Origin of the sequence: Carboxylicivirga taeanensis (assembly GCF_051851475.1) — a bacterium.
GTDB classification, from domain to species: Bacteria; Bacteroidota; Bacteroidia; order Bacteroidales; family Marinilabiliaceae; genus Carboxylicivirga; species Carboxylicivirga taeanensis.
The window spans coordinates 276522-295710 of record NZ_JBPUSJ010000005.1 but is presented as its reverse complement, the minus strand read 5'-3'; the positions used below and the strand labels follow the sequence as shown (position 1 = coordinate 295710).

Annotated in this window: 16 protein-coding genes; 6 read left to right on the top strand and 10 right to left on the bottom strand. The window is 43.9% G+C overall.

Annotated elements, in window-relative coordinates:
* Positions 1 to 30 precede the first annotated feature (30 nt).
* Positions 31 to 1638 carry a dipeptidase gene (locus tag ACSX1H_RS10110; RefSeq protein ID WP_439183748.1) on the top strand — a complete coding sequence of 536 codons (1608 nt, stop codon included), beginning with the start codon at positions 31 to 33 and terminating at the stop codon, positions 1636 to 1638.
* Between the two features lie 53 nt (positions 1639 to 1691).
* Here the strand turns inward: ACSX1H_RS10110 and ftnA are convergent, their stop codons facing one another.
* On the bottom strand, positions 1692 to 2195 hold the full coding sequence (gene ftnA / locus ACSX1H_RS10105) for a non-heme ferritin (RefSeq protein ID WP_439183747.1): 504 nt from the start codon (positions 2193 to 2195) through the stop codon (positions 1692 to 1694).
* Between the two features lie 194 nt (positions 2196 to 2389).
* Here ftnA and ACSX1H_RS10100 point away from each other — a divergent pair, with 194 nt between their 5' ends.
* Positions 2390 to 2959 carry a hypothetical protein gene (locus ACSX1H_RS10100; protein WP_439183746.1) on the top strand — a complete coding sequence of 190 codons (570 nt, stop codon included), beginning with the start codon at positions 2390 to 2392 and terminating at the stop codon, positions 2957 to 2959.
* Between the two features lie 41 nt (positions 2960 to 3000).
* On the opposite strand, the gene ACSX1H_RS10095 is transcribed toward ACSX1H_RS10100, so the two are convergent.
* From ACSX1H_RS10095 to ACSX1H_RS10085, 3 genes are all read right to left on the bottom strand, one after another.
* Positions 3001 to 4224: a cation:proton antiporter domain-containing protein gene (locus ACSX1H_RS10095; RefSeq protein ID WP_439183745.1), complete on the bottom strand. Its 1224-nt coding sequence runs from the start codon at positions 4222 to 4224 to the stop codon at positions 3001 to 3003.
* A gap of 80 nt (positions 4225 to 4304) precedes the next feature.
* Entirely contained in the window at positions 4305 to 4862 is a 558-nt protein-coding gene (locus ACSX1H_RS10090; RefSeq protein ID WP_439183744.1) for a PhnA domain-containing protein, read from the bottom strand.
* A 4-nt stretch (positions 4863 to 4866) separates the two neighbouring features.
* On the bottom strand, positions 4867 to 6165 hold the full coding sequence (locus ACSX1H_RS10085) for a cysteate synthase (RefSeq protein WP_439183743.1): 1299 nt from the start codon (positions 6163 to 6165) through the stop codon (positions 4867 to 4869).
* Between the two features lie 248 nt (positions 6166 to 6413).
* On the opposite strand from ACSX1H_RS10085, the gene ACSX1H_RS10080 reads away from it, so the two are divergent.
* The gene (locus tag ACSX1H_RS10080; protein ID WP_439183742.1) at positions 6414 to 7907 is read left to right on the top strand and encodes a sulfatase family protein; all 1494 of its coding nucleotides are present in this window, start codon (positions 6414 to 6416) and stop codon (positions 7905 to 7907) included.
* 76 nt (positions 7908 to 7983) lie between these two features.
* On the opposite strand, the gene ACSX1H_RS10075 is transcribed toward ACSX1H_RS10080, so the two are convergent.
* From ACSX1H_RS10075 to ACSX1H_RS10065, 3 genes are all read right to left on the bottom strand, one after another.
* Complete coding sequence (locus tag ACSX1H_RS10075) at positions 7984 to 9696, bottom strand: acyl-CoA dehydrogenase family protein (protein WP_439183741.1); 1713 nt, start codon at positions 9694 to 9696, stop codon at positions 7984 to 7986.
* 93 nt (positions 9697 to 9789) lie between these two features.
* Positions 9790 to 10809 carry an electron transfer flavoprotein subunit alpha/FixB family protein gene (locus tag ACSX1H_RS10070; protein WP_439183740.1) on the bottom strand — a complete coding sequence of 340 codons (1020 nt, stop codon included), beginning with the start codon at positions 10807 to 10809 and terminating at the stop codon, positions 9790 to 9792.
* A 76-nt stretch (positions 10810 to 10885) separates the two neighbouring features.
* Complete coding sequence (locus ACSX1H_RS10065) at positions 10886 to 11758, bottom strand: electron transfer flavoprotein subunit beta/FixA family protein (RefSeq protein ID WP_439183739.1); 873 nt, start codon at positions 11756 to 11758, stop codon at positions 10886 to 10888.
* A gap of 353 nt (positions 11759 to 12111) precedes the next feature.
* On the opposite strand from ACSX1H_RS10065, the gene ACSX1H_RS10060 reads away from it, so the two are divergent.
* Positions 12112 to 12555 carry a methionine-R-sulfoxide reductase gene (locus ACSX1H_RS10060; protein ID WP_439183738.1) on the top strand — a complete coding sequence of 148 codons (444 nt, stop codon included), beginning with the start codon at positions 12112 to 12114 and terminating at the stop codon, positions 12553 to 12555.
* Positions 12556 to 12682: 127 nt separating this feature from the next.
* On the opposite strand, the gene ACSX1H_RS10055 is transcribed toward ACSX1H_RS10060, so the two are convergent.
* On the bottom strand, positions 12683 to 13144 hold the full coding sequence (locus tag ACSX1H_RS10055) for a hypothetical protein (protein WP_439183737.1): 462 nt from the start codon (positions 13142 to 13144) through the stop codon (positions 12683 to 12685).
* A gap of 193 nt (positions 13145 to 13337) precedes the next feature.
* Between ACSX1H_RS10055 and ACSX1H_RS10050 the strand changes: the two genes are divergently transcribed.
* The gene (locus ACSX1H_RS10050; RefSeq protein WP_439183736.1) at positions 13338 to 14048 is read left to right on the top strand and encodes a (Fe-S)-binding protein; all 711 of its coding nucleotides are present in this window, start codon (positions 13338 to 13340) and stop codon (positions 14046 to 14048) included.
* Positions 14049 to 14055: 7 nt separating this feature from the next.
* Here the strand turns inward: ACSX1H_RS10050 and ACSX1H_RS10045 are convergent, their stop codons facing one another.
* Together ACSX1H_RS10045 and ACSX1H_RS10040 are read right to left on the bottom strand one after the other, a co-directional pair.
* Positions 14056 to 14817 carry a Rossmann-like and DUF2520 domain-containing protein gene (locus ACSX1H_RS10045; RefSeq protein WP_439183735.1) on the bottom strand — a complete coding sequence of 254 codons (762 nt, stop codon included), beginning with the start codon at positions 14815 to 14817 and terminating at the stop codon, positions 14056 to 14058.
* Between the two features lie 57 nt (positions 14818 to 14874).
* Positions 14875 to 17268 (bottom strand): TonB-dependent receptor, encoded by a 2394-nt coding sequence (locus ACSX1H_RS10040; protein ID WP_439183734.1) that lies wholly within the window; start codon positions 17266 to 17268, stop codon positions 14875 to 14877.
* A 226-nt stretch (positions 17269 to 17494) separates the two neighbouring features.
* Here ACSX1H_RS10040 and ACSX1H_RS10035 point away from each other — a divergent pair, with 226 nt between their 5' ends.
* On the top strand, positions 17495 to 19189 hold the full coding sequence (locus ACSX1H_RS10035) for a chloride channel protein (protein ID WP_439183733.1): 1695 nt from the start codon (positions 17495 to 17497) through the stop codon (positions 19187 to 19189).

The following is a 19189-nucleotide window of genomic DNA, read 5'->3' as shown; positions in this document are numbered from 1 at the left end:
ATCCCGTAAACAAGTTAATCGTAAATAGGTATGAAAAAACAACTGACTGCTTTATTACTACTCTTTAACATCATAGGCATGAGTGCCCAAAGCATTTATGACCAGGTAAACGATCCTTACTTTGGAGAAACCTGCACCAGCATATTGGTCAGTAAAGGCGCCTCCACCGATGGTTCGGTGATTACCTCTCACACCTGCGACGGCCGTTACCGCACCTGGTTGACCATTGAGCCAGGCCAGCAGTTCAAAAATGATACCACAACAGTTATCTATAAAGGAAAATTAAAAACCGAAACCGCCTGGGACATGCGAAACGTTAAAGTAGCTGGTGAAATCCCTCAGGCCAAAGAAACCTTCAGCTTTTTGAATACAGCCTACCCTTGCTTAAACGAAAAGCAGCTGGCTATTGGTGAAACTACCTTTGTGGGCCCCAAAGAGCTGGTGAACGAAAACGGCATGTTCCTGATTGAAGAACTGGAGCGAATTGCTTTGGAACGCTGCTCCACAGCCCGCGATGCCATTCAATTGATTGGTGAACTGATTGAAGAATATGGCTATGGCGACTGGGGCGAATGCTTCACCATAGCGGATAAAAAAGAGGTATGGCAACTGGAGATTGTTGGCGAAGGACCAGATCAGATTGGCGGCATCTGGGCCGCTCAACGTATTCCCGAAGGCCATGTGGGTGTGTCGGCCAATATTTCACGCATAGGCGAAATCAACCTGAAAGATAAAGAGCACTTCATGGCTTCTAAAAATGTATTTTCGGCTGCTAAAAAACTGGGCCGCTGGGATGGCAAAGAGCCTTTTAAATTTTGGAAGGTGTATGGCGGGGTCGAAAAACCCTTCAAAATACGCGAGTATTTTATCCTGAATGCCTTGGCCCCATCACTTAAGCTGGATTTTGAAGCCGATGAGCTGCCCTTCTCCGTAAAACCAGATAAAAAGCTGTCGGTACAGGATGTGATGGCCCTTTATCGCGAAACCTACGAAGGCACCAAATACGATATGACCCAGCATCTGTTGGTGACCAAAAAGAAGTACAACGACCAGAAAGAAGAAATTGGCGTTGACACCCTTAAATCGCCTATAGCTAACCCTTGGATGGGACGCAATGAACGTAACCTGTACAATGCCCTCAAGCCTGAAATAGTTGAATTCCAGAGAACTGTTGCCGTGTCGTGGTGCTCGTATTCAGAAATTATTCAATTGCGCGATTGGTTACCTGATGAGATTGGTGGGGTAGCCTGGTTTAGCTTCGACAACCCGGGACAGTCGCCACGTATTCCAATATACGCCGGCGCCACTAAACTTCCCGAAAGCTTTAACTACTGCGGACAAAAGCGCTACCGTGATGATGCAGCTATCTGGCAATACCGCAAAGCCAATAAACTGGCAACGCTGGAATGGCAGAGCACCAAGGACGATTTACTAAGTGAAGTTGCCTATTTTGAGGGAAAAGGACTGACTGAAACCAAAGAGTTGGAAGCTCGTGTTAAACAACTCATCGAAGCTGGAGAAAAAGAACAAGCCCAGAAGCTATTAAACCGCTACACCAAAGATTTTACCGGTGCAACAATGCTGCGCTGGAAAGAACTGGAAGAACAATACTGGGCCAAATTTGGCTTAGGATTTTAAGAGATGACCAAAAGCATCCCTGCCATTTTTGTTGCAGGGATGCTTTTTTTTCTTCACGCGGGAGCCACCACTGCCAGTTTCCCAATCTCCTTATCAACCATATAAAGGCCCCGTCCATCAAAGCCGATCACATCCATCCGGTCAAGAATTCCCATAAATAAGGCCTCCTCTTCGTGCTGCTCGGCTACATACCACTGTAAAAAATTAAAGCTCGAAAAATCCTTTTCACCAAAGGTTAATTCCACCAGTTCATTAATCCTGGTGCTTACCAGTTTTTCATGCTCGAACGTTTTCTCAAACACCTCCCGTAAATCTTTATATTCGGTTGGAGGCGCATCTATCGCACTGATTAAAGCCATACTGCCTGTTTCGTTTATGTAATTGAAAAGTTTGTGCATGTGCATCATCTCTTCACTACTGTGGGCATACAGAAATTTCGCCGACCCATCCAATCCATTGGCCTTGCACCACGAGGCCATTGCCAGATACAAATTAGCCGAATAATGCTCAAGTTGTATCTGCTCATTGAGCTTCTTTAAAACATTGTCTTTTAGCATACTTATTGAGTTTAATAATTGAAACAACAAGTTATTAAGATTCAATTAGAAAGTACAGACGGTTAACAAATGGAGTTTTAAAGAATACCTCAGAGTTAATTTTTGTTTCAGATAGCCTTAACACCCTTTTTATGGAGCCGCCATAAATTGCGATTACACAAAAAGAAAAGATTACTAACTTAATTATTAGCATTATGAAACGCTTTGTAACCTATGGACTATTTATCCTTACCCTTGTGAGTTTTAACAAAAACATGGACGCCCAATCGCGTTTGGCAATACAAAAGGAGCTGCTGGTCAATAATTATAAAAACACGAACCAGCTCATCGATGACCTGGTGCTTGATTTGATTGAGGCAACAAACGGAGAGGTGGTTTACAAAAGCAACTCCAAGGCAACAGCTATTATAAAAGGACAACTGCCTTTGGTTTTATCGGAGTCGTGCAATGATATAGCCAAGCAATTTAACGGTCAGATCAAGTACAAATTAACCATAAGCTGCCAAAAGGATAAACTTGTATTAACATTTGTCGATTTGTACCATCATGCCGCGGCTTCGATAAATGGATTTGATTTTGATTATGGCTTTTTACAAACCAACCATGCCACTCAAAAGCGAGCTATTTATTCCAATTATTTGTATTTAAGTGAGGATTACAATCGTATTCATCGGTTTAGTGACGATCAAAAAATTTCATCCCTTATTCATTCAAAAACTCTTCGCAAAATTGACCAACTGCTGGCAAAGGCGAGTCAAAGCTAAAAGTCTTAACGCCTTTGTTCTTTTTGAATAAGGGCGTTATTTCACTCACTCTCCTGCCCTAAAAGTTTAGGGCCAAACAATTTAATCCCTATAGCTCCAACGGGTGCAGTGGTTACAATACTTAACACGGCCATAGCAAGTATCACCTGACCAGTTTCGATAGGCACATCACCCAATTTCCCTTCCTGTATCAAGGTCAATGGCACAGCTCCAATAGCCGCCTGCACTGTTGCTTTGGGCCAGTAAGCAATCACGCAAAACAGTTTTTCTTTATGATTTAGGCCCGAGCCAACGAGTGAGAGCCAAACCCCAATGCTTCGGGCTGTTAAACCCAGCAAAAGGATGCCTATACCCAGTCCCACAATCGAAGTATCCAACTGGTTTATCTGAACTTCTGTTCCGATATACACAAACAGCAATATTTCGGACAGCACCCATACTTTATTAAACTTTGCAGCCAACCGTTTGGCCAGCTTGCTATACCGCTCCAGAATAATAAAGCCAATGGCCATAATCCCAAGCAGTCCCGCCAAAGGAATAACCGACTTCACAGCCTCCAGTTCTGTCAGCTCATAAAAAACAACAGCCACAATCATAAAGATGATGACCTTTTTAGTATCGCGGATATGAAACTTTTTGAAAAACCAAACCAGTCCCCATCCCAATGCGAGCCCCAATAAAGCTCCCAAGGCAATACCAGCCGGTACGCTCCATATTAGGTGACCAATATTAATCGATGTTCCGGCAGCCAAACCAATAAACACACTGAAAATTGTAATGGCAAATACATCATCCACCGAAGCACCGGCGAGCACCAAAGTTGGTACCTCCTTCTTTTTACCAAAACCTTTCTCTTTCAGATCGAGCATGGCAGGCACCACCACGGCCGGCGAAACCGCGGCTATCACAAACCCTAAAATACCACCTTCTACCCAGCTAAAATCGAACAGGAAATGCGCAGCTGCCATCACAATGCTCCCTTCAATAACTCCCGGAATAAAACTCATATTGATAGCCGGTCGCCCTACTTTATGCAAGGTTTGCCGGTTAATACCTAATCCGGCACGGATGAGTATCACAATCAAAGCAGCTGTTTTCAGCTCCTTTAATAACCTGCCAACTTCGGGGTCCACCACATTTAAAACACCAGGCCCAACAACAACACCGGCAACAATCAAGCCGAGTATACCAGGCAGTTTAACCAGTGAAAATAAATAATACAGTACCAGTGCTAAGGTGACGATTAAAGCGATATTCAGAAGCATGCAATTGGTTTATTAACAATCAAGGGGTGACTATTTAGTTCTAAAGTAGTCACCCCCTGAGTAATTATCAAATACCTTGATTAATTTTTCTTGACATATTTGGTCAGGATAAAAATGGTTTGACCATTTACCTTACCTACGATATGCTCAGGGTCGTCAGCTGCCAAGCCGATATTTCGAACGGCGGTACCACGCTTAGCAGTAAAACCTCCACCTTTAACGTTCAGATCTTTAATCAACACCACAGAGTCGCCCGCTTTTAATTCTACACCATTGCTATCGATGTACTTCAATTCTTCATCTTCCGCCTTGGCCCATTTCAGTGTTTCATCATCGAGGTAGAGCATATCCAACAGATCCTGTGTCCAGTCTGCCTCGAGGCGGTTCAGTAGGCGGTAAGCCATCACCTGTACAGCAGGCTCGGTGCTCCACATGCTATCATTTAAGCAACGCCAGTGATTCGCATCCATTGTTTCAGGTTGCTCTATCTGCGAACGACATATTTCACAGCACATGATGCTATTGGCAACATCTTCACCCTCTACGGGAGGTACTTTATACACGCCTAAGCCATCCTCACTTCCACATAGCTCACACTTATTGCCGCTGCGCGCTAACAGCGCTTTATCAATACTCATTATTCTATTTTTTAAACAATTGATTCAATACCTTTTTCACATCATCTTTTGATGGTGTGATGTCGAACACGTGCACCGGCTTAAGGTAAACGATGTCTTTGTCACTTTTAAAGCGTTTCTCGCCACCACCTGTAATGTTTAACATGATGCAATCAGCCTTATCAACCACTCCATCCTTAACAGCCTGAATTAGGGTTGCTGTTGCAACGGCAGCTGCCGGATGAATATCGTTCCCTTCTGTTTCTTCAAAAATACGAGCGGCTTCCTGAGCGGCTTCGTTAGTGGCAGTTAGTACATCACCGCCAGCCTCTTTCATGGCATCGTACAAGCCTCCAAAAATGGCATAAGGCGGTTTGCGATTTGACAGCACCTTGGCATCAATGGCCTCCACCTGCTTGCGGGCTACATCATCATCCAGAGGCAGCATTTTACGCGAGTCAGCCTTCCAGGCATCATGGATGGGCAGAAACGGGGTGTTTTGCGATACCATCAGCTTCATCAAATTAGTACCAAATCGCCCATCTTCAATCAAGCGCTTATTAGCTTCCCAGGCAGCAATGGCCCCAGTTCCGCTACCCACAGCCTGAAAATAGTATTGAGGAATACGGCCAATGGTTGTTACTGCCGACAAAGTTGTAGTGCCCATACCATCGCGGCGAGCCACATTTTTAGCACCTCCTTCGGCAACGAAACCATCCAACTCACAAGCCAGATTCGACAAATGGATGGCGTCGAAATAGTCACTTCCCGATTTAGTCACCACCAGCTTAACGTTGTCATTTATTGGCTCATCGAACCACATGGCATCGATATTATCCTCAGGCACACAAAGCAATAAAGGAATATTATTATCGGAACAAACACGGGCAAAAGCACGGGCGGTATTACCCGCCGAGGCCACAACCAACACGGTTCCATCCTGATTATTTAATCGACCTCCTACCGAGTAGGCCTCAGTCTCCTTGAAAGAACAGGTTTTGAAATTGGCGCCTTTCTCGGGCCAATAACCACTAAAGGTGATATATAACTGTGATAACCCCAGGTATTTCGCCAGTCCTTCACTTTTGTAAGTCACCGGAGCCGATGAGCCTTCCAGCATTTTATGCACTGGCAGCCAGTCGGCAAAACGAAATACACCGTAGGATTCGTCTTTTACTTCAATCTGTTTCTTGTTGTAGATAGCCCGCACTAAGCTACATTCATGCTCATTGGGCGCATCCAGTGTCCAGCCTTCGTCCTCAAACTGTGCACCGGTTTTAACCGACTCCAGCTTGTAAGGCGTTGCTTTGAATTCTTTAACCATAGTAACGTAGTGTTCTTTGAGCCACAAAAATAGAAGTTTTTAAGCGGCTTGTTAAATAATCACCCATAAAAACATAGCGTTTTAATAGATTAAAAGCACACCCAACTAACTAACAGACTATTAGAAAAACAGATCATCGCTAACAAAACATTAGCTTTTAAACAATATTTGGCTGATTCTAACACCAGCATGCCGTGGTCTACCACATCATTTAATAGTTTTGTACTTAAATCCTATTATTTGACTTAATGAAACTACGCATATTAAAATTATTCATTGTTTGTATCCCGGTATTTATCGGCTGCCAAGAGAAAACAACCACTGTTGCACCAAATATTATTTACATTCTGGCCGATGACATGGGCTATGGCGATGTAAAAGCATTAAACGACGGTTCTAAAATTCCAACGCCACACCTTGATCAACTGGCCAAAGAGGGCATCACATTTACCGATGCGCACAGTAACTCGGCCGTATGCACACCCACCCGTTATGGCACGCTAACCGGACAATACAGCTTTCGAAGCCGTTTGAAAAGTGGCGTTTTAGTTGGGCATGAACCGGCGTTGATCGAAACGAACACCCCAACGGTTGCCAGGCTTCTAAAGGCAGCTGATTACCAAACAGCGTGTGTGGGCAAATGGCACCTGGGACTCAACTGGGCTAAGAAAGACACAAGCCAGCCCCTGTTTCACGGTGGTAACCTGTGGGACATCTTCCACACCGAGAATGTTGACTATGCGACTCGTGTAAGCGGTGGCCCATGTGATTTAGGTTTTGACTATTCGTTCATCATTCCGGCTTCATTGGATATTGCCCCTTATGTCTACCTGGAAAACGATCAGGCCACAGCAGCTGTCACGCGTCAGGTTCCTTTTTTCAAGGATGAAAGTGCTCGTGGCATCTGGTACCGTCGTGGCGATGTAGCCGAAGATTTTGATCACACCACTGTATTGCAAACAATCACCCAAAAAGCGATTGATTTTATTACGAACAGCGAACGCTCTCAACCCTTCTTTTTGTACTTTCCGCTAACGTCGCCCCACACACCATGGTTTCCTAGTGAGGAGTTCAAAGGCCGCTCGGACGCTGGCGTTTATGGCGATTTTGTAGCCATGACCGACGATGTGGTTGGCCAGATTATGACGGCTCTGGAGAAAGCAGGCATCGCCGACAACACCTTATTGGTGTTCACTTCCGATAACGGAGCTTCGTGGCAACCAGCCGATATTGAACAATTTGAGCACCGCGCCAACGGACCTTATAGTGGCATGAAATCGGATGTATGGGAAGGTGGCCATCGTGTCCCTATGATAGCCCGCTGGCCCAAAGCCATTAAAGCAGGCCAAAAAAGTGATGTCCTCATCTGCTCAACCGACTTAATGGCTACCTGTGCTGAGATAATTGCACAGCCACTTCCAGAAGCAGCCTGCGATAGCTACTCGTTTTTGGGAGCACTAACCGGCCAAACAAGTCCTCAAACGCAGCGAACCTCAATCGTACATCATTCTGTAAATGGAACTTTTGCCATCCGCAAAGGAGAATGGAAGCTGATTGATGCGAAGGGTTCTGGTGGCTGGAGTTTACCGGAAGATAAATGCCCGGAGGAGCCCCCTCAACAGCTGTACAATCTGCAGGCAGACCCGCGAGAAACCAACAATTTATATAGCGAATATCCGGAAATTGTAAAGGAGCTAAATACTCTTCTACACCCCTACAAGGCCGGCAACGAGGCCAAATAGTAACAATTATGACTAGTCCTAAAACGGCTGCTCCACCAGGAACAGCCGTTTTATATTTATTTTATTGTGATTTCAATTAGGCATTTGCCAAATCGGGCTTATAGAAACCTAAATCATCAATAGATGAATTGAAGATAAAACCAGCTTTTGCATGGTTATCCGCTTTACCTCTCGAAATAAATATTTCGGCGGAAGTACGGAATTTATCATCACGTTGCGTATCGTGCAACAGCAAATAACCAAAAATGATGTTACCAGCCATTTCCACCATTCGGCGGGCATGGTAATCGATGTATTCGTTATCCTTAACTGCCACAACTGCCTTCACAGCACGCTCATATTCATCGGTCATGCCAATAAGTGTACGTCGCAAACCATGTAATTCAGGTTTTAGCTCCATCATCTCAAACTCGCGGATACGATCCAGATAGCCACCGGTAGTTACCCCACGAATTGCTGCCACCACCTGTAACTGAGTGGTTCCCTCGTAGATAGACGTGATACGGGCATCGCGGTAAATACGCTCCACCGGATAATCTTTCATAAACCCTGAACCACCGTGAATCTGCACTGCATCGTAGGCCAACTGGTTACTGTACTCGCTGGTCATTCCTTTCAACATCGGTGTAAATATATCAGCCAGCTTTTGGTAGCGTTTCATCTCCTGTCGCTCTTCCGGCTCCAGCTTGCGCTCTTCCGAAATGTGCATGTATGTTTTGTAGATATCCACGTAACGCGATGTTTCGTATAGCATAGTGCGTCCGGCATCGAGCTTGGCTTTCATGGTGGCCAGCATTTCATATACCGCCGGAAACTGAATAATTGGCTTACCAAACTGTTCGCGCTCTTTCGCATATTCCAAAGCTTCGCGATAGGCGGCCTCACAAACACCGACTGACTGTGCTCCAATACCTAAACGTGCGCCATTCATTAAGGCCATCACGTATTTGATGAGTCCCATTTTACGCGAACCAACCAGTTCGGCCGGTGCATCTTTAAATACTAACTCACAGGTTGGCGAGCCCTTGATACCCATCTTGTTCTCCAATCGGCGAACGATAACAGATTGATGGTTGCGATCGTAGATAAACATCGACAATCCACGTCCATCCTGCGTACCGCCTTCAGAGCGGGCCAAAACAAGAGCAATGTGTCCATCGCCATTGGTGATGAAGCGCTTCACGCCATTTAACACCCACTGACCATCTTTCATCTCGGCTTTCAGCTGAACCGCCTGCAAGTCGGAACCGGCATCTGGTTCGGTCAAATCCATTGCCATGGTTTCACCGGCTGAAACACGGGTCAGGAAGCGCTCTTTCTGATCCTCATCAGCAAACTCATTAATGGTTTCAGCACAGTCCTGTAAGCCCCAGATGTTAACAAAACCGGCATCGGCACGCGATACAATATCAGCAGCCATAATGTATGGCACAATCGGGAAATTCAAGCCATCGTACTTACGCGGCAGGGTGATGCCCATTAAACCGGCCTTCACCAGTGCATCCAGGTTTTCTTTTGTGCCACGGGCATATACCACCTCGTTATTCACGATTTTTGGTCCTTCCTGATCGACACTTTCGGCATTAGGCGCCACCACATCCCCACATATCTCCCCTACAATCTCCAATGTTTTTTCGTAGCTATCCATGGCATCTTCAAAATCCATGGGTGCGTAATCGAATTTATCTTTATCAGCAAAATTGCGCTCTTTTAGTGCCACAATCTTCTTCATCAACGGATGCTCCAGGTGGAATTTTAAATCCGGGTTATCTGTGAAAAAATTTGCCATTTTTCTTTTTATTTTGAGTTCCTTGCGGAATTCTGATCCAACAATTGTTTTAATTAAGCGGTTAGCCATCAGCTGCCAGCCAATAGCTTTCCATTACTTGGTGTTCTGCTTATAGAACTTAATTAATTTTGGCACCACCTCACCCACATCACCAGTAATGGTATAGTCGGCTAACTTATTGATTGGTGCATTCGGATCATTGTTAATGGCAATGATCATTGACGATTCTTCCATTCCGGCCGTGTGCTGTATCTGACCTGAGATACCACAGGCGATATATAGTTTTGGACGTACCGTTACACCTGTTTGACCAATCTGTCGATCGTGCTCGGCATAACCGGCATCAACGGCAGCACGAGAAGCTCCTACTTCTCCTCCAAGCACATCGGCCAGCTCCTGCAGCATGGCAAAGTTTTCCTTCGAACCAACGCCATAACCACCGGCCACGATGATGGAAGAATTTTTAATGTTCACCTTTGATTTTTCCATGTGGCGCTCAATCACTTTCACCACTAAATCTTCGGGTTTCAGTATTTTATCAACCTCCAGATTATTGACCTTTCCTTTATAGGTCGCATCATAGATTTCTTTTTTCATCACCCCTTCGCGGACGGTGGCCATTTGAGGACGACAGTCGGGGTTAATGATGGTGGCCACAATGTTCCCTCCAAAAGCAGGACGAATCTGGTACAACAGATTTTCGTAGCTTTTACCTGCTTTCTTATCTTCGTGGGGGCCAATTTCCAACGAGGTACAATCGGCAGTTAACCCGCTATATAGAGCAGAAGAAACACGCGGGCCTAAATCGCGGCCAAAAGTGGAAGCTCCTAAAAGAGCCACCTGAGGCTTCTCCTTTTCAAACAGATTTACGATAATTGTTGTAAAAGGCAAGGTTGTATATGGTTCCAGGCGCTCGTCATCACCAATGTGAACGACATCAGCACCATATGGATACAGTTCTTTTTCAATTCCTTTTAAGTTGTGGCCCAGCACTAAGGCCTCCAACTTACAATTTAACTGGTTGGCAAGAGAACGCCCTTTCGTCATTAACTCTAACGACACATCGGCTACTTTTCCCTCATCTATTTCGCAAATAACAAATACGTTGTTCATTTTTTCGATTTTTTACCGGCAATACCGGTCGGTGAAACAAAAGCTATTAGCTAAAAGCTATTAGCCATTAGCTTTATTAACCAATAGTGTGATTAGCAATTAACTCTTTCATTAACTCGTCAATCTCCTTATCGGCAGGCGTCAGACGCTTCGCCTCTTTAGCCTGGAACACGACGTTCTCAATTTTCTTCACCTTAGTGGGTGAGCCTGATAAGCCTAACCAATTCACATCTGTTTCGATATCGTTGACGCTCCACTCTTCAATATTCAGGTAAGGGCGATCAGCTGTTAAATCAATGTAGTCTTCTGATTCGCTCTGACGCTCGGTGATGGTGCGTGCATGCTTAAATTTCATCAGCAGCTTGGCGTTTCGCGGTCGACAGTCGGGGGCACTGGCATTAACCGTGATAACACCCGGCAAAGGCATCTCAACAGTTTCAACTCCACGCTCTAAACGACGCTTGATGACAATCTTATTCTTATCGGCCGACAGAACTTGCTCGGCATAGGTTACTTGCGGTAAGCCCAGCTTTTCGGCTACCTGGGGACCCACCTGAGCAGTATCGCCATCAATTGCCTGACGGCCAGCAATAATCAGGTCACATCCTTTCATTTTCTTAATTGCACACGAAAGTGCATATGAAGTAGCTAGTGTATCGGAACCGGCAAAAGCTCTATCTGTTAACAAGTAACCATTATCAGCTCCACGGTATAAACCTTCGCGTATGATATCCGCTGCGCGTCCGGGTCCCATCGTTAAAATGGTTACTTCTGTACCCGGGTAGTTATCTTTTAATCGGAGGGCTTGCTCGAGGGCATTTAAATCCTCTGGATTGAAGATAGCCGGCAAGGCCGCACGATTCACTGTCCCATCAGCTTTCATGGCATCTTTGCCTACATTTCGGGTATCAGGTACTTGCTTCGCAAGAACTACAATTTTTAATCCCATTGCTTCAATTTTTGGTAAAGAATTATTATCGGTTGACAAATATATAAAATCAGCCCAATTAACAAAGCCAATCGTATATCCCTGTTGGACTGTTAATTATATACTTTCATTTAACATCAAAACTATTAACAATACCTGCTGCAACACCGCCTCACCCTATCTTACTTTTCACATTATCTGAACATTAGAGACATCACTCAAACAAATTCATGCGTAACCGGTATGAGGGAGCTTGATTGAACAAAATTGCCTGACATTTGCTTTATTTAAAATGAGTTTAAGTAACAACACTGATTGTTAGCACTTAATAAGCCAATCGACTAATTTACGGTACCCTATAACGAATAGTTTGTATGAAAAATGCTCTATTTTTTACTCTAATAGCTCTGATGATAGTCAGTAAAAGTATGATGGGACAAGACACGACAAAAATTAAGCTTAACCCCCTAACCGAAGAGGAAAAAAGGGTTATTATCAATAAGGGAACAGAATTTCCGTATACCGGAGAATATACCAACCACAAGGCTAAAGGTCAGTATGTTTGTAAGCAGTGCGATGCGCCATTGTATCATTCAAGCGATAAATTTGACGCTCATTGCGGATGGCCTAGTTTCGATGATGAAATTGACGGGGCTGTTGAACGGATGCCCGACCCCGATGGACGACGGACAGAAATCATTTGTGCCCGCTGCAAAGGCCACCTTGGTCATGTTTTTATTGGAGAAGGCTTAACCAAAAAAAATACCCGCCACTGTGTCAACTCCATTTCGTTAAAGTTTATACCAGATAAAAAATAGCCTTATCAGAGGCAGGTTTAATATTAAGATGGCGTTCCTAAAATTGATGCGTGCTTAATCAGACCTAAAAAAACGTATTCTCCGCAATGGCATTGAGCGCCTCAGGCGGATGTCAGGGCCTTCATATTCAAGCTCTTCGCTTTATGACGCAGCAAACCTCATGTGCATTAAAGAGTGAGCACATCTGAAAAAAAGGACAATGCTGTGGCAGATAATCACACATCTCAAGGTCAACCAGCTGATCTTTAACTGGAAAAACTTGCTGCTCGAGTGCAATGCGTAAATGACCATATTTAATGCGATCACTAACACAGCGTTCAAAAATAGGGTTTAAACCATAGGCTTCGAGCACTTTTGTTATTGTTTTTACCACCTCGGTAACTTCAAAATCGGATAAATAATCAATATTCGGAAAACAGAATTGCTCAATACCAATTAATTCAGACAACTTTACCCCTCCAAGTTCCTCATCCTGAACCAACTCATACTCATCACCTTCAGACACCCAGAAAAAACGCTTCAGGCGCTCCAACGCTTCAAGCTGTATGCTTTCCAAATCTTCTATCAGCTGTTCTATATACCTTTTCATTGTAGCTTATTTTTTTCACCCATGTGCCTTAAACGCAAATCGAACCCGTACAGTTACATAAAATTACAAACACCTCCTAGGGTATTGATAGTATGACCATTACAGCGTAATTATTTTTTAGACTTTTATTAAATTGCTTTTTATTAACATCTTTTATGCGGGTAAGTTTAACTTTGATGCCACAAAAATACTAATGATGGTAGTAGATTTATTCGTTCCGTGCTTTATTGATCAACTATTTCCTGATACAGCATGGAGCACAATTAAATTATTGGAAAAAGCAGGGTGTGAGGTGAATTACAACCCCAAACAAACCTGCTGCGGGCAGCCCCTTTTCAATAGTGGAGATATTAAACACTCTACGCACCTGGCTCAAAAATTCATTAAAGATTTCCCTCACAACCGGCCCATTATAACCCCTTCGGCCTCTTGTGCTGCTTATATACGCACGCATTATGCCAGTATGGTTGACAAAGAGCAAGCGGTGCGTTTGCAAAACAACACCTTTGAGCTGTGTGATTTTTTGGTAAACAGACTAGATACCACCAATTTCAATTCAGTTTTTGCTCATAAAGTGACTTACCACGATGCCTGCTCGGCACTTAGAGAATATGGCCTTAAAAATGAACCTCGCCAGTTGTTAAGTGAGGTTAAAGACCTCGACTTGGTAGAGATGCCGCAACGCACCGATTGCTGTGGCTTTGGTGGTACATTTATGGTGAAGTACGCCCCCATATCCACCGCCATGACAGAGCAAAAGGTTGAAAATGCCTTATCAACGGGAGCCTCCTATATTGTTTCGACTGAAGCATCGTGCCTGCTAAATATCCAAAGCTATATCAACGCCAAGAAACTGCCAATCAAAACTATACACATCGCCGATATTTTGGCCAGTCAGCTCTAAAAGCATGCTAAACTTTGTTTTTTAGAATACTCTCCGATAAAAGACGATAGATGTCCTGCTCCTCCCTATTGTCACTGAGGTAGTGAAGGTGCTTTTGTATAATTTGCTGATCGTTGCGCACTGCAGGGCCGGTTTGAGCATCTGATGGCGACATGCGCAACACTTTATCGGCCGTTTCTTTGATTAATGGATGCAGGAGTTCAAAAGGCAATCCACTACCTACTAATACTTTTTCGCCCAAACGGTACATGTGGTTCACAAAATTACAGGCAAAAACTGCTGATATATGCAAGGCGCCCCGCTGCTCGCTACCTGCCTTTAACACACTACTGCTTAATACCTTTCCTAGCTCAAATAGCAGCTCTGTATTCGACTCGGTATTAGCTTCCACCAAAATGGGAATCGTATCAAAACTCAGCTGCGCCCCCTTTATGAAGCTTTGAAACGGGTAAAAAACGCCATGATTAGCAAAAGTCGATACGGCATTAATGGAAACACTTCCGGCCGTATGCACAACCAAGCCATCAACAGGCGGCATTTGCCCGATTACCTCTGCAATGGCATCATCTTTAACTGAAATAATATATAAATCGGCTGTCTGCTGCATCGCATTCATTTCGGCAATTGGCTCTGCTCCCAGTTGCCGGGCCAACTCACGGGCATTATCAAGGCGACGGCTGTAAACCTGTTTAACCGTATGATTTATTTGACACAAAGCCTTTCCCAGATGCGAGGCCACATTTCCAGACCCAATTAGAACAACATCCATACTCGTCTATTTTTTTTGTAACAAAGATAGAGATGTTAAGCTGATTTATACCAGGTATCAGAATTCAATCATCAACCCAATGGTTGGTAAAATAGTACCCGAGGTATTGTTCAACTCTTTTAACAAATAGCGCTGCTCCTCAAAGGGGGCATTTGGATTTTCGATAATTGGCCTGTTATTTTCATCAAACTGCTGAATCAGTTCAGGTGGCTGAGCAGCTTTCTGGTTATAAAGGTTTTGTATATCGATATAAAATCCGAGTGTTAATTTTTTCAGGTACCAGGTTTTATCAACCCTTGCATCCAGCTGATGAAAACTACTCAGACGCTTGGTGTTAAACTGCGAATAATCAAGATATTGACGATTTTGAGCATCCCAGGCCTGCACCAACGAGGATTTGTTATAGTCATAAGGCGTGTAAGGCAGGCCACCTACAAATCGCCATTTTAGCCCTAAGCTCCAGTTTTTACCAATGTCTTTGTTCCCGGTAAATGTGAAGATGTGGCGGCTATCCCACGAAGATGGAACATACTTATCCTCCCAGTCGGTAAACTCACTGCGCACGTAAGTATAGGCCGCAATCACATTCAGTCCCTTAGTTGTGCGTGTTCGCACTAACAGCTCGGCGCCGTAGGCTTTACCTTTGGAGGTGGAGGTCACTTCCTCATCCCCAAAAACCCCGAAATCACCGCCTTTACTGGCCATGGATATGGAATCCTGCACCGAAAAAGGATAATCATCATACAGCTTATAAAAAGCCTCCAGGGTCACCCGGGTTTTCCTGTCGGGACGGTACTCCAATCCACCCACAAGATGATCGGATCGCAAATACTTTAAGCCATTGTTTTTATTAAGTAACACGCCTTCATTGTCTCTGTAGCCCATTGTTGTATATGCCGGGCTCTGATAATACCGGCCGGCATTCATATTCAGATATAAATCGGGCAGCAGCAGATAAGAGGCCGATAAACGCGGGCTTAGCTGCTTTAAAAGGTTATTCATTTGTGATGAATAGCTATTGGCATCCATGCGAAGACCAAGAGACAGGGTTAAACGATCGTTAAAAAACGGGTGCGACACCGAACCAAAAACAGACCATTTAAAAAAATCAAGCTCCGACGAATAATTGATTTCCATGGGCACATCATCCCTGAAAATTTTATTGTATGTATCATTGAAATATTGAACATACTCAGTTCCGGCGCCAATGTTTATCGTAAAATTATTAGGGCGTGCTGTATACTCTAAGCGAAACTTATTTTCCACCTCATCCGAAGAATAATCTGTCAGTAAATTTTCGGCCGTCTCTATATTATCCTGATATTTGTAGGCTTCATTATTGAGATGGTTACGACTCAAGTAAAGGGATAAATAGCTCTCGCTAAAAAAGTGCTTGTACCCCATGCCTACCGTATAATTCCATTGATTATTAACAGGTAAGTAATTCAGTATATAATTATTTTCCTCGGTTTCTTCAGCATCTAAATTCAACTTAAACTTATCGATGGCACCAACCCCTAAGAATGTGATTTCGTTTTTCGCATTTATTCGCGTTTTGGTTTTAAATTGAAAATCGGTAAACGTTGGCAGAAAAGGCAGCTCCAGAGCTGAAAACAGAAACTGCAGATACGAACGCCGCACCGAGGCAATCATTTCTGTTTTTTCACTTATGGGCGCTGTTGCTGTCAACGATAATTCTGAAGCACCAACAGTCCCTTTAAAATGGGGCTTATCATCCTGCACATCTATTTGTTTAAACTCAAAAACAGAACTCAAGGCATTGCCTTTTGACACCGGGAAAGCACTGGAGTAAAAATCCACTTCCCGAATGAAATCCACATTCAAAATCCCCACCGGGCCGCCAGACGCTCCTTGAGTGGCAAAATGGTTAAGGTTAGGAATCTCTATCCCATCTATAAAAAAACGGTTTTCAGAAGGACCTCCTCCCCTTACAAATAAATCGTTTCGAAAGGTACTGGCACTTCCTACCCCCGGAAAAGATTGTAACACCTTAGAGATATCACGATTGGCTCCCGCACTTTTTTCAATCTGGTCGATACCAATTCGACGCAAGGAAACAGGAGCTTCGGGCTTTACAGCAAAGGGCGATGCCGTTACCTGCACCTCTCCAAGAGTTTCTGAGCTTGTTTCTAAACCAATCTCAATAAAATTATTTCTAACCTGTGAAATATTTAATTCTTCTGTGATAAACGGTTTGTAACCTATGGACGAAGCCTGAACCTGAATGAAGCCAGGCTGCAAATTTTGTAACTCAAAACGACCAACAGAATCTGTTACAGTACCAGTTGTAGTTCCATAAACGACAATATTCACAAACGGAATGGGCTCATTGGTATACTTATCCTTCACTACGCCTTTGAGCGTAGCATTTTGTGCAACAAACGAATGAGTAATAAAAACAAGCACTAACAGCGTTAATATTCGATACATACTTTAAGCAATTAATAGCGGTGTAGTAATACGATGTTTAGTTTTTACATCCATCCTTTAAACAGGAATTTCCTGAAAAAGTTTTTAATATTGTAATGAACCCCTAAAAACAATTAAATCTACAATTTTCATTACCTTGCTCTAACAATCAGTTACCATGAACCGAAAATCCCTTTTCCGACAATTTTTAGTCTGGCGCTTAAGGCATGTAAGCAATCGTCAGTTTATGATGATTTTAAGCATACTGGTAGGCATAGGCGCCGGATTGGGGGCTGTTATCATAAAAAATTCGGTGCATTTTATAAGTGAGCTGGTTCACCATTATACACAAAACAGCAAAGGCTACCTCTACCTTATTACCCCTTCCATCGGCATATTACTATCGGTATTATTTATTAAATATGTTATTAAACGCCCGGTCAGACATGGGATTCCCAACGTGCTGTATGCCATTTCTAAAAGTCAGGGGCAGATGCGGCCCCACAACATGTTCTCGTCCATCATAACCAGTGCATTAACCGTAGGGTTTGGTGGCAGTGTTGGTTTAGAGGGGCCAACTGTATCCACCGGAGCGGCAATTGGCAGTAATGTGGGTCAGTTGTTTCGGCTCAACTATCGTCAGATAAAGTTGCTGCTGGGCTGCGCCTGTGCCGGCGCAATGGCGGCCATATTTAAAGCCCCGATTGCAGCCATTGTGTTTGCCCTTGAAGTCATCATGCTCGACTTAACACTGGCTTCACTGGTCCCCATATTAATGGCCTCCATTTCTGCTGTTGTGACCTCCTATTTATTTATGGGGCAAGAAGTTGTGTACCCTTTTGAAGTGACACATACCTATGAGTTAAAAGATTTGATCTACTACATTCTATTAGGCATTATTGCTGGTTTTGTGGCCACCTATTTCACACGGGTTTACATACTGATTGAGCAGTGGTTTGAAAAGTTCAAGCGGCGGCGTTACAGACTGTTGGCTGGCAGCCTGTTACTAGGGTCACTCTTGTTCTTTTTTCCTTCCCTGTACGGCGAAGGCTACGAGTTTATTAACCTGGCCCTGGCAGGTGACACCAGCCATGTATTTGATGGTTCAATATTTGCGCCACTAACCAATAATTTTGTAGCTCTGGCCAGCCTGTTGAGTATAATTATTTTACTAAAGGTTGTAGCCGCATCGCTTACTTTTGGCAGCGGTGGTGTTGGTGGTATCTTTGCCCCCACCCTGTTTATGGGCGCCAACACCGGATTGCTTTTTGCCACCATCATTAACAAGCTGGGTTTTCACCAATTGCACGCTCCTAACTTCGCTTTAATTGGCATGGCAGGCCTCATTGCAGGCGTATTGCAGGCCCCGCTGACTGGTATCTTTTTAATTGCTGACTTATCGGGTGGCTACCAAATGTTTTTGCCACTAATGATTACGGCAACCGCCTCATTTGCGACTACTAAAACATTTGTTAAACACTCGGTATATACCCATCAGCTGGCCCAAAGACGGGAGCTTATTACGCATGATAAAGACCAGGCTGTTTTAACCATGATGGAGATTAAGAACCTCATAGAAAATGACTTTGCCAAGATTCAGCCCGATGCTAACTTGGGCGATCTGGTGAAAGTAGTTTCTGAGGCACACCGCAATTTATTTCCTGTAGTTGATGAGAATGGGCAGTTGCATGGCATGATTAAGATGGACGACATCCGTAAAATCATCTTTAAACCTGAGCTTTACACCACCACTTTTGTGAAAGACCTGATGTACATGCCCGAATATTACATCAGTCCGGATGACAGTATGGAAGATTTAGTCGAAATATTTCGCAAATCGGGACGCTTTAATATCGCTGTAATCGATAAGGGTAAATACCTTGGATTTATCTCTCGGGCCAATGCATTTACCGCTTACCGTAACCAGCTGAAACAATTTTAA